We start from the raw sequence: 16,757 nt of genomic DNA, 5'->3' as shown, positions 1-16,757 counted from the left end.
CTGGTTAATCATATTTTAACAAGGATTAAAATTAGGATAATTTCCGAAATTAAAATTCAGCGTATTTGATTCCTCATAAACCAAAAAACGGTTTCCAACCAAATGAAAACCGTTTAATATTTTAAAAAACACCTAATTTGGGGTTAACCAATATTTAGGGTCTTGTTCTATTTTTGATTTATAAATATGAAACTCAATCTCTGATTGTCCATCCGCAGTACCAATTGTTTGCTTAGTACTCACTTTTTGCCCTTTAGATACACTTACAGAACTTAAGTTTTTATAAACTGTAAAAAACTCACCATGTTTAATCATAACCATTGTAGAGCCTACAATATCTGTTATAATAGATACAGTGCCGTCGAATACAGAACGTACAGAAGAACCTGGATTAGTTCTTATGGTCCAACCGTCAACATTAACTGTTACGCCTCCAATCTTTTTAACACCCATATATTCGGTAACAACGCCATTTGCAACAGGCCAAGGTAACTTTCCTCTATTGCTCACAAAATCCGCAGATAATTTAGCTGCCTCTGGTGTAGAGTTTAAAACAGAACCAGTGCTGGTTTTAGTAGTAGGAGCTACTTTACCTTCTGCCTTGGCTTTTGCAGCAGCGGCTCTGGCTTCATCTTCTGCCTTTTTCTTAGCCAATGCAATTTCCCTATCAATAGCTTGTTTAATAGCTCTTTCTAACTGTAATGCGTCTCTTTTTTTCTTTGCTAAATCTTGTTTCAACTTTTTTTCTTGCGATGTTAACGAGCTAACTACTTTGGCTTGTTTACTTTGCGCAGTACCTAAAGTGTTTTTTTCTTTTTGCTGGTCGCCTAATAAATGATCTTTTTCTCTTTTATTTTTATTAAGCGTAGAAATTTTGTTTTTGATGTTTGCCTGAGTGTCTTCTATATATTTTGCTTGCTTTTGGCGATATTCTCCAAATTGCTGCAAATACTTTAACCTTTTGTAAGCTTGATTAAAATCATTAGCTGCAAAAATATACATCAATTTACTGTACGAGCCTTGATTTTTTTGCGCAAACCTAATCATGGCTGCATAGTCTGATTTTAATTGAGTTAACTGAGATTGAAGCGACCTCACCTGATTAACGTTTTCGTTAATTTGTCCGTCTAACAATCTAATTTCGGAGTTTATAGTGCTAATTTTTTCTTCCCTTAACCTAATTTGAGTTCTTAAAGCATTTAACTGTTTTAAAGTAACCCTTTTATCAGATGCTGTTTTAGATAAAGTGCTATTAATAAGCTCTATGTCTTTATTTAATTGCGCCTTTCTTCTTTCCAACTCCGACCTTGTTTGGGCAAATAGCTGAACGCCGGAAAACAAAAAGAAAATTAAGCAGATGATTTTGAAACACTTCATTACGGCAAAGGTATTTATTTTAGTCAATCACAGAAAATCTTTTAGACACATTGAACGGAAAATCTACAGGTTCGTTTAATTGTGTTTTGGTATATTCCATATTTAGCTTAACAGCTTGCGCACCTGAAACTGATGAAATATTGATGTTTTTAGGAAGTAAAACGTTTAAAACATTCTCAAAACTAATGATGTTTATGTTCAGTTTTTTAGCATTATCAACAGTAAATAATTCTGTTACTGAAGGCTTAAAATCTGTGTTAAAGCTCACTTTATAATTAAGTTGTTGATTTTTTCCTTTAATTATATCCTGCCCGTTTTCTGTAATAAAGTTCTTTTTATCTGCTAAAGTAAACGGGATGCAGTTGCCAACCAAAATTGCTTCTAAAGTTTGGTAATCTATTTGTTCATTGGTGTAACTTTGTATGAAACTAAAAGATTTTTTAATGTATTGGTTGTTAATTTTATCCATCACTTTTACACTATCTGGTGTAATTAAAGCTCGGGCAACTTCTAAACCAGCAAAATAAGTTACAGAAACCCAAATTCCCTTTCCTTTTTTTATCCTCATGTTTAAGGTAACATCGTAAGATTTTCCTTTGATACTTAGCGCTGTAGCAGCTTTGGTGGTAAAGGTTTCAAAGTTTGCTTGTTGGGTTTTTATTTTATTAAAATTCGCACTTTTTTTAGTGCTCATTTCTGTATCATTAATTGCTCCTACAGTTTCAACAGCTTTCTTTTTCGCTTTACAGGCAAATAAAAACATGCAAATTATAAAGAGGTAATATTTATTCGAAATATTTTTTTTCATTTATTTTCTTTTGTAATAGCGGATTGCTGGTGTCTATTTTCCAAGCTTTATTCCAATTTTCTAAAGCTTTATTGGTATCTCCCAGTTTATAAAAAATATCCCCTAAATGTTCAAATTGCACAGCGCTATTTGGGTTATTTTGAATTGCTTTTTGCATCCATTCTTTAGCTTCTTCATATTTCTTAAGCTTAAAAAGAATCCAAGCGTAAGTATCCTGAAAAGAAGCATTGTCTTTCTCTAACTGGTTAGATTTGATTGACATTTTTTCTGCCTTTGCTAAATTCTCATCTCTTAACGATAAATAGTACGCATAATTATTTAGCGCATAAGTATTATTTGGTTCTAAAGCTAAAGCCCTATCATAAGCTTCCGCAGATTCTTTAAACTTTTTTTGGCCTTGGTAAGCATCGCCTAAGCTGCTATAAACTTGTGCTTTAAGTGCTATACTTTCTATATCAAAATTTAAGGTGTTGTTTAAGTAACCAACTGCGGTGCTGTAATTTTTATCTTGTAAATAACCCATGCCTACATAAAAGTAAAGGCTGTATTGGTTTGGAAACAAGCTGATGGCTTCTTCTCCAGTTTTAATTAATTCTTTACTGTTACCGCTGTAAAGCTGTATTCTCAATAACTGATCCCAAATTGCAAAAACGTTTTTATTTAAAGAAAGTGCTTTTTCATAAGCAGTTTTGGCATTTGCAAAATCTCCTTTTTGGAAAAGAACATCAGCATATAGCGAAAAAGATTTTGGGTCGTTTGGGTGTGCCTTTGTAATAATTTCTGATAGTTCTTCTGCCTTTTTTAACGCTAAAGGGTTTGGGAAGGCATCAAAATATTGTATAACCATTTTAACTTTTTGGTCTATGCTAAAATCTGGTTGTTCAAATGCAATTTTAATTTCTTCGTAAGCTTCTTCTGGTTTTTTTTGCGTTTCTAAAATTTGTGCAATGGCCATTCTTGTAAACGGATTGGTGCTGTCTAATTCTTTTGCTTTATTATAAACCGTTAAAGCTTCATTTGGCATTTGGTTAGCATAATATAAATCGCCCAAGTATAAATAATATCTTGTTTCGCTAGGGTTATTTTGTATCAGTTGTTCTAAATCGGCAACAGCTTTTTTGATATTCCCTTTTTTAAGATAAATGCGTTGCCTGCCTTGTAAAACCTCATCTGTTAAGCCAAGTTTATTTTCTAAGTTGTTATATATTAAAAGTGCTTCATCCGTATTACCCATCATAAATAAAGCGTTTGCTTTATCAAAATTATATTCAACTTTATCTGGCGATAGTTTTATAATTTCATCCAAGGTATAGTTTAGCAATTCATAGTCTTGCTGTTGCTGATAAATATTACCCATTAAAAGCCAATACCATTCGTTATCGGTTTTTATAGTTACTGCTTTTTGAGCGTAAATTCTGGCATTTGCCAAATCGCCTTTCTTAAAATAAATTTGTGCTAATTCGTAATAAGCAGGATGATTTAGCGGGTCAATTTTTAATATTTGATTAAAGCTTTCTATGGCTAAAACTTGGTTTTGCACCACTTTTTCTTTTAAACCATTATAATAAAGTTGTAATACCTTGTTACTATCTGTAATACTTAGGTCTTTACCAGCTATAATTAAAAACTCTTGGCTCGAATTCTTTTTCTTTTGGGCATAAGACGAAACGCCAAGCACAATTAGCAGTGTAAATAGGATGTTTTGTTTCGTCATTTTGCTTTCATTGCAAATTGTGCATTTCAATAACCATTAAAAATCTGTTATTGCTTTTATTGGATTGTGAAATTAATTTTTCTTCCAAGTCCGAACTCAATAAGTTTATAAAGTGTAGAAAGCTGAATATCACTATGCCCGTTTTCAATACGTGAAATAAAGCTTTTTTTTGCACCAATTTTGTCTGCAAGTTGTTCCTGCGTTAAATTAGCTAGTTTTCTTTCTTCTTTAATGAGTTCACCAATTGCAAAAGATTTGGCTTTAATTTCAAAATCGGTTCGTTTTTCTGTACCTGTTTTTCCGTATCTTTTGTCAAGATGTGCTCCAAAAGTTTTTATATTTTTATTTTCTAATTCCATTGTTTTTTTCTTTAAAATATTCCTCCATTATTTTCTCTGCTTTATTCAATTCTTTAAGAGGTGTTTTTTGAGTTTTCTTTTGAAATCCGTTAAATAAAACCACTAAATTTCCTTTGTCAAAACAGCAAAATATTCTATAAATATTACTTTCATATTCAACTCTAATCTCAAAAAGTCCTTTAACACCAACAATACTCTTGAAAAATTTTTTAGGGACTCGTTCTAAAATTGTCATCATAAAAAAGACTTCGTCAATCTTGTGTTTTGCTTTTTCAGTTAAGCTTTCAAAAAAGTTTTCAAAGTAATCTTTATAAAAGACAATTTCTCTAATTACCTCCATTTATCAAAGTTAACGAATAATGGAACATTGTTTAAATAAAAGTGATAATATTTTTGGGAAGTACAATTTAAATGCGGTTGGGTAAAATAACCTATTTCACACCTGTATGTCCGTAACCGCCAGCACCTCTTTCTGTACTGCTTAATTCTTCAACTTCCATCCATTCGGCTTTTTCATGCTTTGCAATTACCATTTGTGCAATTCTATCGCCATCGTTAATCTTAAAAATAGCATTAGATAAATTTACCAAAAGCACTTTTATTTCTCCACGATAATCAGCATCTATCGTACCCGGCGAGTTTACAATACTAATCCCAAATTTGTAAGCCAAACCACTACGCGGACGAATTTGTGCTTCAAAACCAATTGGTAACTCAATAAATAAACCTGTAGCTATCAGCTGTCTTTCTAATGGTTGCAAGGTAATTGGGGTATCCAAATTAGCTCTTAAATCCATACCGGCAGATGCCCCGGTTTCGTAATTGGGTAATGTGTGTTTTGATTTGTTGATGATATTTATTTTCATAAACTCGAAAGTATTTTTTTTATTTGAGAGCGCTCAAGATATAAAATAACCAAGCCAAATCCCACAAAAAGGATGTTTCCTATTATCAAACTTTTGTTAAAATAAATGTAAGAAAGCCAAACTAAAATAATTGAAGCCATTAAATAGGCAACATTTCTTTTAAGATGATATGGTATAGCGTAATTTTTTTGTCCTAAAATGTACGATAAAATCATCATACTGGTGTAGGCGGTTAAAGAAACCCATGCCGATGCCATAAAACCATATTTTGGTATAAATAGCAGGTTTAAAACTATGGTAACCAAAGCACCAATACCTGAAATATACAAACCATATTTTGTTTGGTCTGATAGTTTATACCAGATTGATAAATTCATGTAAATACCTAAACTTACATAGCCAAATAATAATATTGGTACTACATCTAAACCTACCCAATATTCTGGAGCAATGAAGTTTTTGAGCAACTCAATGTTTGCTACTACACCCACAAATATTAAGCTGATGGCCAACACAAAGTAATCCATAATAAAAGCATAGGTTTTACCTGCATTTTCATTTTTTGCATAAGAGAAAAAAAATGGCTCGGCACCTAGCCTAAAAGCCATAATAAATATACTCAAGAAAATAGCTATTTTACTACAAGCACCATAAATACCAACTTGTGCATTGCTAATGTTTGCAGGTAATAAATGACTTAAGAAAATTTTATCAACATTTTCATTAATGATGAATGATAAGTTAGCTACCAAAACTGGCCAACTGTAAGTAAACATTTCTAAAGCTAAATCTTTATGAAGCTTTAATTTAAGCTGCAATAATTCGGGAATTAATAAAAAAAGTGTTAATAAACTAGCTATTAAATTGGCAACAAAAACATAACCAATCCAATTATTTCTGTACCATTCTTGAAAATAAGCTGCGCCAAAGCTTTGGTTTTTGATAATGTAAGGGATTACAAAAATAAAGAAGAGGTTTAAACCAATAAATGTTAAAACGTTGATCAGTTTAATTAGAGAATATCTTCCCGGCCTTCCATCGGCCCTAACTTTTGCAAAAGGGACAACGCTAATCGCATCAATTACCAAAATAAAAACAAAAAACTTGATGTAGGTTTTATATTCTGCAACGCTAACAAGCCTTTCGTCTTGCACCCAAGCGGCAATAGGATCAATAAAAATAAGTGTTGTAGCTAAAAATATTGCTGATGTGCATAAAACAACAATAAATGTATTGGCATAAACAGCTTCTTTTTGGTCTCCTTTTTTATTAATATATCTAAAAAAGGTAGTTTCCATCCCAAAAGATAATAGTGCGTTTAAAATGGACGCGTAACTATACATTTCGGTAAAAACACCGTACACCTTTTTATCAAAAACACGAGTGTAAATTGGTGTTAAAAAGAAATTTAAAATACGCGAAGCTACGGTAGCAATACCGTATAGCGCAGTTTGGCTCGCAAATTTTTTTATTGTCGACAAATTATTTCTTTAAAACATCAAAATTACGATAGTTTTTCATTTCTATCTCCTCAATCTTAATATCATCTACACGGGCATCATCTGGGCCGTATTTGCACCAGTCTATAAAATCTTCTAAAAACATTTCTTCTCCTTCTGCATGTATCAATACAGAACCATCTGTTTGGTTTTTTGCAAAACCTTTTATACCCATTTGGTCGGCAACGGCTTTGGTAGATGCTCTAAAAAACACCCTTTGTACCCTGCCCGTCACCGTTATTTCTAATGTTTTCATTCTGTTTTAAGTTAAATTAGAAAGTTAAAAGGAGTGCTGGCTGTTTTAAAATTATTTCTAAAACTTTAGCCTTTGCAACTTTTCCTTTTCTGCTAAAAATTCTTTCCAAATTTCGTTTAAAATTTCTGAAGCTGGTAAAATAGCATCAAAATTTGCCGCTACTTGTCCAATTTCTAACTCTCCGTTTTGCATATCGCCTTCAAACATACCCGCTTTTGCTCGTCCTTTTCCTAATAATTTGGAGAGTTCTTCTTTGCTTGCTCCGTTTTCTTCGGCAGTGTAAATAGTTTGGGCAAAATTATTATTTAATAAGCGCACTGGTGTTAGTTTTTTCATGCTGAGTTTTGTAGCCCCTTCTTTTGCCTCAATAATGGCATTTTTAAAATTTTGATGTGCCGATGATTCTACCGAAGCCGCAAACCGACTGCCTATTTGTACGGCCTCTGCCCCTAAAGCAAAAGCAGCTAACATACTTTTACCAGACGCTATTCCTCCAGCAGCAATCACCGGAATTTTAACTGCCTCCACAATTTTAGGAATTAAACATAAGGTAGTGGTTTCCTCTTTACCATTATGTCCGCCGGCTTCAAAACCTTCGGCAACAATGGCATCAACCCCTGCGTCAATGGCTTTTAGCGCAAATTTTGTGTTTGCAACTACATGAACCACAATTATACCAGCTTGCTTTAATGTGTTAGTCCACAATGCAGGGTTACCAGCCGATGTAAAAACAATAGGCACTTTTTCTGCAATAATAATTGCGATATGCTCATCTATTGAGGGGTACAATAAAGGTAAATTAACTGCAAAAGGGAAATTGGTATTTGCTTTTGTTTTTTGGATATGTTTTAGAAGCACCTCTGGATACATTGACCCAGCACCAATAATTCCTAAACCGCCAGCGTTTGAAACCGCCGAGGCTAATTCCCAACCGCTACACCAAACCATACCGGCTTGTACAATTGGGTATTTGATACTAAAAAGTTCGCAAATTCTGTTCATTTTGGGATTATATTAACTTTTTTACCTGAGTTTCTTCACCAATTTTACCATTATCTAAATTGATTAGTAGGTTTAAACCTGGTGTTTTGCCAATAGCCATACTTCCTAAATCGTCATCAAACCCTAAATATTTTGCACCATTGATACAAGCCCATTTAAGTAAATCATTTAATGATAAGTAAGGAATGTGTTTTTGCAAAACTTTCATCTCGTCTAAAATAGATAAGCTATCGTTGGATGCCAAACTATCCGTACCAATGGTTATTGGGTGTTCTGTATATTTAAAAAAATCAAATTCTGGCAGCTTATTTTCTATGTATAAGTTAGCATTTGGGCAAAAACACCAATAAACAAGCTGTTCAAATCTTTTGGTGAAAAAAACGTCTTTTAAGCAGGTATAAGTATTATGAACAAATAAAATGTTTTGTTTTTTTGGCATAACAGATAGCATTGCCTGTAAGGAACTTTTTGCTTGTATAGTAAATGTTTCTGTATTGATATTTAAGTCTTTATAAAATTGTAAAAAAGCACCTTCACGGCGTTTATATAAATCATCTTCTTCAAAACATTCTTGGTTATGTATGGTAATTGGGTTATAAATACCTTTACTATAGGCAGCTAATTGTTTTACCAATTCTTTAGAGACTGAATAGGGTGCATGTACTGTTAAAGAGCTTGGCGTGTTAAAACATTTTTGAGTGAGTTTTGCTTTTTCAATAATTTCTGATGCTTTATTGGCTTCAAAACCCAACATTTCAATAAAAGTATGGTAACGTATTTTACTTTTTTCTTTAATATATGCTGAAATGCTAAGGTTTGAAATATCGCCAACAGCTACAATCCCATCATTCCACATGGCTTCATCTGCGGCTTGCATTGCTGCAATGATTTTATCTTCTGGGGTGGCTCGCTGAAAGATGACTGCTTTAATAAAATTAATTAAGCCTGTGTGTTTATCTATTTTTCCTTTTAGGTGTGAAAGTTCTAAATGGCAATGTGCGTTAATAAAACCAGGAACGATAACTCCTTTAAAACGTTCAATGTTTGGGTCAAAAGATGCTTTTTCTTGTGATATGGCTAAAATTTTTCCATTATCATCAGTCACTATAATCCCGTTAGGTATAGGGTCACCTTCTAGGGTGTAAATCAAGTCTGCACTAAACTTTCGCATATTTTGCACTATATTATAAGAACTTAATTAAACTATGTAACTGAAAATAGAAATAAAATATTTTTGAATTAAATGTAATAGGAAAAAGTTGTAATAACAATTTTTATAAAGTATTAGAGTTTCCAAACTTCACATTTTCAATTAAAAAAACAGCACCTTTCGTCTAATCCGTTTATAAAATGTTAATTTTGAACCCATAATGGAAAATCTGCAAAAGAAAGACATAAGAGCATTATCGCTACCTCAACTAAAAGAAGTTTTTACCCAAATGGGAGAAAAAGCTTTTAGGGCTAATCAGGTTTACGAGTGGCTTTGGCAAAAATCTGCAAGAACTTTTGAGGAGATGAGCAATTTATCAAAATCTTTAAGAGAGCAATTAGATTTGAATTTTGTAATAAATGCGGTTAAAATTAACAGCACACAAATTAGCGCAGATAGAACCATTAAAAACACTTTTAAACTGCATGATACACATTTAATTGAAGGGGTTTTAATTCCAACTTCAGAACGTATGACTGCCTGCGTTTCTTCACAAGTAGGTTGTAGTTTAACTTGTAAGTTTTGCGCAACAGGTTATATGGAGCGGAAGCGCAACGTAAATGCCGATGAAATTTATGACCAAGTGGTTTTAATTAACCAACAAGCTATAGAAAAGTACGGAATCCCGCTTTCCAACATTGTTTATATGGGTATGGGCGAACCGCTTTTAAATTATGCTCATGTTTTAAAATCTATCGATAGGATTACTGCCGAAGATGGCTTAAACATGTCTTATAAAAGAATAACAGTTTCAACTGCGGGAATTGCCAAAATGATTAAAAAACTAGGCGATGACGAAGTGAAATTCAATTTGGCATTATCTCTACATGCAGCTGATGATAAAAAGCGAGATGAAATTATGCCCATTAACGAGCAAAATACTTTAGAAGCTTTGGCTGAGGCTTTGAAATATTACTACTCGAAAACCAAAAACCCGGTTACTTATGAGTATATTGTTTTTAATGATTTTAACGATAATTTACAAGATGCGATAGATTTAGCTAAGTTTTGTAAACATGTCCCTTGCAAAGTAAACATCATTGAATATAACCCAATTTCTTTTGCTGATTTTACCAATGCAACAGAAGATAAACTAGATATTTTCGCAAATTATTTGAAAAAACAAGGCATCAACACAGTAATTAGAAGAAGTAGGGGAAAAGATATTGATGCAGCTTGTGGCCAATTAGCGGTTAAAGAAGGGGCTTAATTTTGAACAGCATTGGAAGATATATCAGTGATTTTGCATCGCTTGTTTTTCCGAAAATATGCCATGCTTGTGGCACTTCTTTAGCGCAAAGCGAAACTCATTTTTGTACCACTTGCATTCATCAATTACCTTATACAAATTTTCATTTACAGCCAGATAACAAATTAGCCAAACAATTTTGGGGTAGGGTTAAAGTAGCATCTGCAATTGCGTACTTGTATTTTACTAAAGGTGGCAAGGTGCAAAACATCATGCACCAGCTTAAATACAACAAACAGCCACAATTAGGCGTTGCTTTAGGTAAAATGTACGGAGAAGAACTTAAGAAAAATCAACTTTATCAGCAAGCAGAAGCCATTATTCCGGTTCCACTGCATCCGTCTAAATTAAAGAAAAGAGGATATAACCAAAGCGAAACTTTTGCTAATGGATTATCGGAGGTTTTAGGTATTCCTGTTTTGTCTGGTATTTTATACAGAGAATCTCAAAAAGACAGTCAAACCATGCAAAGCAGAAGCCATAGGTTTGATAACATGGAAAAGGTGTTTAAAGCCAATACTCAAACTATTGAACTAAATAATGTACTTTTAGTTGACGATACCATCACCACTGGTGCAACTTTAGAAGCTTGTATTATTGCCCTGCAAGATGTAGGCATAACACAAATAAATATAATAGGCATTGCCTACACAGAATAAATTAAATAAAGCATATTTGCCATCATGAGTAAAAATATTCTTTTCGCCTTTTTTTTAACTTTTGCTTTTTTAGCTTGTAGAAAAGAAGACGCTGTAGATTACAGCGCAAATGCTCAGCTTCAATTTTCGACAGATTCTTTGTTATTCGATACGGTTTTCACCAGTAAAGGTACCACCATGCGTACCTTAAAGGTGTTTAATTATAATGATAAAAGTGTTATAATTTCTGATATAAAATTAATGGGGGGTGCTGCATCGGCATTTAAAATAAACATAAATGGGCAGGCTACAACCGAATTAAAAAATATCAAAATTAGAGCTAATGATTCTATTTATGTTTTTGTAAAAGCATTTATAGACCCTACAAATGCTGCCACCCCGTTTTTAGTGGAAGATGAAATTCAGATTAATTTAAATGGCAATCAAGAAAAAATTCCTTTAGCTGCTTTTGGGCAAAATGCTACTTATTTAATTAAAGCCATTATAAGCAGTAATACCACTTTCACAAAAGGCAAGCCTTATATAATTTATGATTTTGTTACTGTGAATGAAAACGTCACCTTAAATGTTGAAGCTGGTGCAAGGTTATACTTTCATAAAGAGGCAAAACTACTGGTTTCTGGAACTTTAAGTGCTAATGGAACTTTGGCAGATAGCATTACCTTTAGCAGCGATAGGTTAGAACGTATTTATGATGATGAACCAGGACAATGGGAAGGCATTCAATTGTTAAAAACAAGCATCAATAATGCTTTAAATTATTGCACCGTAAAGAATGCCTTAGCAGGTATTAGGGTAGATTCACTAAGCAGCAATGCAAGCCCTAAACTTCTATTAACCAACTGCATTATTAAAAACCATGAAGTTGCTGGTATTTTAGGTTATAATGCAAGCGTTACAGGTCTTAATAATTTAATGTATAACTGCGGACAATATTTAATTGCTGGTTTTTATGGTGGCGATTATAATTTTTTCCAGAACACTTTGGCAAATTATAATTTTAACTTTCCACGCAGAACACCTTCAGTTTATTTTACAGATAATTTAAACAGCAACGCTACTAAAACAAAGGATTTAAAAACTCAATTCGTCAATAACATCATTTTTGGTAGCTTAACCAAAGAATTAGATTTCGATAAAAAAGGAAATGGTGTATTTGTTCAAGATTTTCAGAATAATTTGATAAAAACAGATGCACAAACTTTAGGTAGTACTAATATTTACAATACAGACCCATTTTTTTTAAATACCCGAAGAGAAAATTATGAATTGGTGAGCAACAGCCCAGCACATGATAAAGGAAAAGATTTGAGTAACAACCCATATTTTACCACTTTTTTAAATAAAGACTTTTTACAAAAAGATAGAGTATTCCCTTCTTCTTTAGGCTGTTACGAAAAGTGAAAATAAATGTAACTTTTGTTTAAATGCTTACGTAAAAACCTTCGAGAGCGTTAATTTAGATTAGAAAGAGCGGAGTTTTGTAAAAAGCTTCGCTTTTTCTTTTTTGTTTAAACCCAAAGTTAACAGAGGTTTTTCAAAAAGAAGATGTGCGCAAATAAAAAATTTATTTCAACCCAACTCTGTGATCTTTGCGTCATCCTTGGTTAAAAATTTTCCTCATTATTAAAAAAACTTTGTACCCTTTGTGAAAATCCTCCGTTTCCTACGTGGTTAAAACCAGCTCACACTAATCAGAAATAATTTGATAATTTTGGAGATATTTACAACAAATGGATAAAACAAACTATTATTTCGCTTCTGATTTCCATTTGGGCGCACCATCTTACAAAAGTAGCCGAGAAAGAGAAGCAAAATTGGTTGCTTGGCTAAACTATATAAAGGAAGATGCCGCTGCTGTGTTTTTAATGGGTGATGTATTTGATTTTTGGTTTGAATACAGCACCGTTATCCCGAAAGGTTATGTACGCTTGTTGGGCAAATTAGCCGAACTGAGTGACGCAGGCACTAAAATATACTTTTTTAAAGGCAATCATGATATGTGGGTATTCGATTATTTTGAAAAAGAATTAAATGCCACCATAGTTAGCGATGAACTTATTTTAGAATTGAACGGTAAACGTTTTTTCTTACACCACGGCGATGGATTAGGAAAAGGTGATGATGCTTATAAAATTTTAAAGAATTTTTTTAGAAGCAGTTTTTGCCAATGGTTATTTGCCCGTTTACACCCAAATTTAGGAATAGGTATTGCCAATTATTGGAGCCAAAAAAGCAGATTAGCCAACAATAAAAAAGAAACCTACCTACATATTGACCGGGAAAAAGATTGGGTAGCTAATTATTACCAACAACTAAAAGACCAATATGGGGATGTAGATTATTTAATTTTGGGACACAGGCATTTCCCCGTAACTTTGCCAATAGAAAAAGCACAATACATTAATTTAGGAGAATGGGTTAATTTTACAACCTATGCCGTTTTTGACGGAATAAGTATTAAACTATTGGACTTTGAAACCAACAAACCCATACATGATTAATTATAAAACTTACCTAAAACAATTTCACTTAACCGGCATTTGCGGTTTAATTGTTTTATTGTGTTTTTTTGGTTTTAATAAAAACGTTTTAGCTCAAGAATATACTTTAATTACTAAAATAGATACTGTTGCTAAACTAGCCAGTGTAGATAATTTTGGGAATTTATTTGTAGTAACACCACAAAATGAGCTGCTAAAATTTAATACGAGTGGCAAATTATTGTGGAACTATAGCAATAGAACTTACGGAGAAATAAGTCAGCTTGATGTTACTGACCCATTAAGAGTTATTTTATATTATGCAGACTTTCAGCAAATTGTGGTATTGAATAATAATTTAAGTGAGATTGCTAAATTTAATTATAACAATAATCCGGATGTGCAAATTACCTTAATAGCATCTGCAAATAATAACGGTTATTGGGTTTACGACCAAATAAACCGCGAATTGCGTAGGGTAAGTAATTCCTTTTTAGATGATATAAAAACAGGCAATATTTACCAAAGAAATGGGTTTGATATGCATGCAAATTTTATGCTTACTGATGATTCCCAAATTTATATTAACGATACCACAGCGGGTGTTAGAATATTTGACCGTTATGGAAATTTCATAAAAACAGCCGTAGTTTACCCTAAAAACGATTTTACGGTTTTAGATAATGAAATCTATTTTACCCAAAACAATAGTTTGCTGGCCTACAATTACCTTACTTTTAAACAAAGGACCATTGCATTGCCCAACGAAACTGTATTTAAGAAAGCTATTCTTAGGTTTAACAGGCTTATAGTTTTAACAGAAAAAGATTTAACTTTGTGGGCTGTTAAAAAAAATTGAGTTTTTTGCATTTCCCTGAGTTTATAAACCTGATAGCAGTGGATACCGGCCTCGTGATTAAGGCCTGTGTAGTATAAACGGATAGCAGGACTGCATTAACCCAAGAACACAGAACCTGCCAGTTTTTTTTGCTGGCACATTTTCAAAAAATAATATGTTAGATAAATTAGAAGCTATTAAGCAACGTAGGGATGATGTTGAGATATCGTTAAGCAGTCCGGAAGTAACACAGGACATGAAACGATTTGCGCAATTAAGTAAAGAGTATAAAGATTTAGGTTTAATTGTTGACCAATATTTTATTTACAGAGATGTGGTTAGTAATATTGAAAGTAATAAGGATATTTTAGCTAATGAGAAGGATCAGGAGTTTAGAGAGATGGCTAAAGAGGAGTTAGATGTTTTGATTCCTCAGAAAGAAGAATTGGAAGCAAAAATCCGTTTGATGTTGATTCCGAAAGAGGAAGGTGACGAAAAAGATTCGATTGTAGAGATTAGAGGCGGAACTGGTGGTGATGAAGCTGCAATTTTTGCTGGCGATTTATACCGCATGTATGTACGGTATTGCGAGAACAGAGGTTGGCGTTGCGAAACTTTAGAGGTTACAGAGGGTACAAACGGAGGATACAAAGAGGTTATTTTTAAAGTAATTGGTGAGGATGTTTATGGTGTTTTAAAATATGAGTCGGGTGTGCACCGTGTACAACGTGTACCAGATACTGAAACACAAGGAAGAGTCCATACATCTGCCGCAACGGTAGCGGTTATGCCAGAAGCTGAAGATGTGGATGTTTACATTAATCCTGCTGATGTTGATTTGCAAACATCAAGATCTGGTGGTGCGGGTGGACAAAACGTAAACAAAGTAGAAACTAAGGTGCAATTAACCCACAGACCATCGGGTATTGTGGTAGTTTGCCAAATAGAGCGTTCGCAATTAGGTAACAGAGAAAGAGCTATGGAGATGTTGCGTAGTCGTTTATATGAAAGAGAATTGGCTAAACATAATGAAGCTATTGCAAGTAAGCGTAAAACGATGGTTTCTACTGGTGACCGTTCTGCCAAAATTAGAACTTATAATTATCCACAAGGTAGGGTTACTGAACACCGTATTGGTTTAACTACCTATAACTTACCGGCAGTTATGAACGGCGATTTAACAGAAATTTTAGAGGCTTTAGCTTTTGCAGAAAATGCAGAAAAATTGAAAGAAGGGAGCATCGAATAATTTATTTTAAAATAAATTTTGAACTGCTGTTCTTTTGCCTATATTTGCACTCCCGAACAGAAATGAACGGGCTAACGGAGTGGTAGTTCAGCTGGTTAGAATGCCTGCCTGTCACGCAGGAGGTCGCGGGTTCGAGTCCCGTCCATTCCGCCAAATACATTATCAAAATGTGCAAAAGCCTTCAAATCATATGATTTGAAGGCTTTTTTGTTTTATGGGCATACCAAATTATTCAAATTTTCACAAAGAAAAAGGGAGTAATTCGGGAGTCATTTTAAAGGTATTAAAAGTACTCCCGAATTGTACTGCAAATCACTGATTTGCAACCTGTTCAGTCGCTAAACATCTTGATTTCAAATGATGGAATAATTATATTGTTTCACCTATTAATCATTTATTATCATGAGAACATCAATCAGTTTGCTTTTCCGCACTAGAAAGCCAAAAAATTACAAATCAGATCCATTTCCAGTTTATTTACGGATTAAGGTTGACAGTCAACGTTGTAAAATTGCTATGAGCAGACAATGTGAACCAAACAAATGGAATTCACAAGCGGGAAGAGCTAAAGGCACTAAAGAGGATATCAAGCAATTAAACTCCTTTTTAGACGATACTCAAAACAAGATTCTTGATCTTCACAGGCAAATGACTGAATCTGGCGATGAAGTTACTATTTATTGAAACATTAAAAAATAGATTTACAGGAAAGGTTGGCAAGACTAGAACATTACTAGAAGTCTTTACAGATCACAATGAAAAAATGCGAGTTCTTGTTGGTCAAGAGTTTGAGAAAAGCACTCTTCAACGTTATGAAACTGCATTAATGCATACCCGTGATTTTATGGATTGGAAATACAACATTTCTGATCTTGCTGTAAGCAAAATCAACTTTGAGTTTTTGAATGAATTTGAATATTATTTGAGGAGTGTTCGCAAATGCGCAAACAACTCAGCAATTTAATACATTAAAAACTTAGGAAAGATTGTTCGCATTTGTTTGGGTAATGGGTGGTTAACTGTTGATCCCTATATTAACTATAAGCCTAAAACAACGAAAGTGCATTGAGTGGTTTTAACTAAAGATGATTTAACAAATATTGCTGAGAAACATTTTTCAATTCATAACTGTCCGAACAAATAATATACAAAAAAGGCCTGTATAATTCTAATTTTGAGTTGCGAAAC

Annotated in this window: 18 protein-coding genes and 1 tRNA gene; 9 read left to right on the top strand and 10 right to left on the bottom strand. The window is 33.3% G+C overall.

The genetic code is table 11. The features are described 5' to 3' along the window. Positions 1-132: 132 nt before the first annotated feature. From ACFSSE_RS04605 to ACFSSE_RS04560, 10 genes are all read right to left on the bottom strand, one after another. Positions 133-1,299 (bottom strand): murein hydrolase activator EnvC family protein, encoded by a 1,167-nt coding sequence (locus ACFSSE_RS04605; RefSeq protein ID WP_379041716.1) that lies wholly within the window; start codon positions 1,297-1,299, stop codon positions 133-135. 97 nt (positions 1,300-1,396) lie between these two features. After that, a complete protein-coding gene (locus ACFSSE_RS04600) occupies positions 1,397-2,185 on the bottom strand; it encodes a DUF4292 domain-containing protein (RefSeq protein ID WP_379041714.1) in 789 nt (262 codons plus the stop codon). Then, a complete protein-coding gene (locus ACFSSE_RS04595; protein ID WP_379041712.1) occupies positions 2,163-3,899 on the bottom strand; it encodes a tetratricopeptide repeat protein in 1,737 nt (578 codons plus the stop codon). The genes ACFSSE_RS04600 and ACFSSE_RS04595 overlap by 23 nt, the downstream gene beginning before the upstream one ends. 56 nt (positions 3,900-3,955) lie before the next feature. Next, positions 3,956-4,258 (bottom strand): helix-turn-helix domain-containing protein, encoded by a 303-nt coding sequence (locus tag ACFSSE_RS04590; protein WP_379041710.1) that lies wholly within the window; start codon positions 4,256-4,258, stop codon positions 3,956-3,958. Further along, on the bottom strand, positions 4,242-4,598 hold the full coding sequence (locus ACFSSE_RS04585) for a type II toxin-antitoxin system RelE/ParE family toxin (protein ID WP_379041708.1): 357 nt from the start codon (positions 4,596-4,598) through the stop codon (positions 4,242-4,244). The genes ACFSSE_RS04590 and ACFSSE_RS04585 overlap by 17 nt, the downstream gene beginning before the upstream one ends. Before the next feature lie 91 nt (positions 4,599-4,689). Then, on the bottom strand, positions 4,690-5,124 hold the full coding sequence (gene dut, locus ACFSSE_RS04580; RefSeq protein ID WP_379041706.1) for a dUTP diphosphatase: 435 nt from the start codon (positions 5,122-5,124) through the stop codon (positions 4,690-4,692). Then, positions 5,121-6,605 carry a lipopolysaccharide biosynthesis protein gene (locus ACFSSE_RS04575; protein ID WP_379041704.1) on the bottom strand — a complete coding sequence of 495 codons (1,485 nt, stop codon included), beginning with the start codon at positions 6,603-6,605 and terminating at the stop codon, positions 5,121-5,123. The genes dut and ACFSSE_RS04575 overlap by 4 nt, the downstream gene beginning before the upstream one ends. Position 6,606: 1 nt before the next feature. Next, on the bottom strand, positions 6,607-6,879 hold the full coding sequence (locus ACFSSE_RS04570) for an acylphosphatase (RefSeq protein WP_379041702.1): 273 nt from the start codon (positions 6,877-6,879) through the stop codon (positions 6,607-6,609). Positions 6,880-6,936: 57 nt separating this feature from the next. Then, complete coding sequence (locus tag ACFSSE_RS04565; protein WP_379041700.1) at positions 6,937-7,881, bottom strand: NAD(P)H-dependent flavin oxidoreductase; 945 nt, start codon at positions 7,879-7,881, stop codon at positions 6,937-6,939. A gap of 7 nt (positions 7,882-7,888) precedes the next feature. Further along, positions 7,889-9,052, bottom strand: coding sequence for an amidohydrolase family protein (locus ACFSSE_RS04560; RefSeq protein WP_379041698.1), 1,164 nt, complete (start codon positions 9,050-9,052; stop codon positions 7,889-7,891). Positions 9,053-9,251: 199 nt separating this feature from the next. On the opposite strand from ACFSSE_RS04560, the gene rlmN reads away from it, so the two are divergent. The 9 genes from rlmN to ACFSSE_RS04515 all read left to right on the top strand — a co-directional run bounded on the left by rlmN (position 9,252) and on the right by ACFSSE_RS04515 (position 16,533). Then, positions 9,252-10,301, top strand: a complete 1,050-nt coding sequence (gene rlmN / locus ACFSSE_RS04555) for a 23S rRNA (adenine(2503)-C(2))-methyltransferase RlmN (protein WP_379041696.1) — start codon at positions 9,252-9,254, stop codon at positions 10,299-10,301. A gap of 2 nt (positions 10,302-10,303) precedes the next feature. Further along, on the top strand, positions 10,304-10,999 hold the full coding sequence (locus tag ACFSSE_RS04550) for a ComF family protein (RefSeq protein ID WP_379041694.1): 696 nt from the start codon (positions 10,304-10,306) through the stop codon (positions 10,997-10,999). Between the two features lie 24 nt (positions 11,000-11,023). Then, positions 11,024-12,403 carry a hypothetical protein gene (locus ACFSSE_RS04545; protein WP_379041692.1) on the top strand — a complete coding sequence of 460 codons (1,380 nt, stop codon included), beginning with the start codon at positions 11,024-11,026 and terminating at the stop codon, positions 12,401-12,403. 329 nt (positions 12,404-12,732) lie between these two features. After that, on the top strand, positions 12,733-13,503 hold the full coding sequence (locus ACFSSE_RS04540; RefSeq protein ID WP_379041690.1) for a UDP-2,3-diacylglucosamine diphosphatase: 771 nt from the start codon (positions 12,733-12,735) through the stop codon (positions 13,501-13,503). Next, positions 13,496-14,341, top strand: a complete 846-nt coding sequence (locus ACFSSE_RS04535) for a hypothetical protein (RefSeq protein ID WP_379041688.1) — start codon at positions 13,496-13,498, stop codon at positions 14,339-14,341. Before ACFSSE_RS04540 ends, ACFSSE_RS04535 begins: the two co-directional genes overlap by 8 nt. A 154-nt stretch (positions 14,342-14,495) precedes the next feature. Next, positions 14,496-15,569, top strand: a complete 1,074-nt coding sequence (prfA, locus tag ACFSSE_RS04530; protein ID WP_379041686.1) for a peptide chain release factor 1 — start codon at positions 14,496-14,498, stop codon at positions 15,567-15,569. Between the two features lie 76 nt (positions 15,570-15,645). Continuing rightward, a tRNA-Asp gene (locus ACFSSE_RS04525) sits at positions 15,646-15,722 on the top strand. Positions 15,723-15,971: 249 nt separating this feature from the next. Next, positions 15,972-16,253: an Arm DNA-binding domain-containing protein gene (locus ACFSSE_RS04520; RefSeq protein ID WP_379041684.1), complete on the top strand. Its 282-nt coding sequence runs from the start codon at positions 15,972-15,974 to the stop codon at positions 16,251-16,253. Then, positions 16,234-16,533: a phage integrase SAM-like domain-containing protein gene (locus ACFSSE_RS04515; RefSeq protein ID WP_379041682.1), complete on the top strand. Its 300-nt coding sequence runs from the start codon at positions 16,234-16,236 to the stop codon at positions 16,531-16,533. Before ACFSSE_RS04520 ends, ACFSSE_RS04515 begins: the two co-directional genes overlap by 20 nt. Positions 16,534-16,757: the final 224 nt, after the last annotated feature.

Source organism: Pedobacter alpinus, assembly GCF_042684645.1.
Taxonomy (GTDB): Bacteria; Bacteroidota; Bacteroidia; order Sphingobacteriales; family Sphingobacteriaceae; genus Pseudopedobacter; species Pseudopedobacter alpinus.
This window is presented reverse-complemented; position numbering and strand designations above follow the sequence as displayed.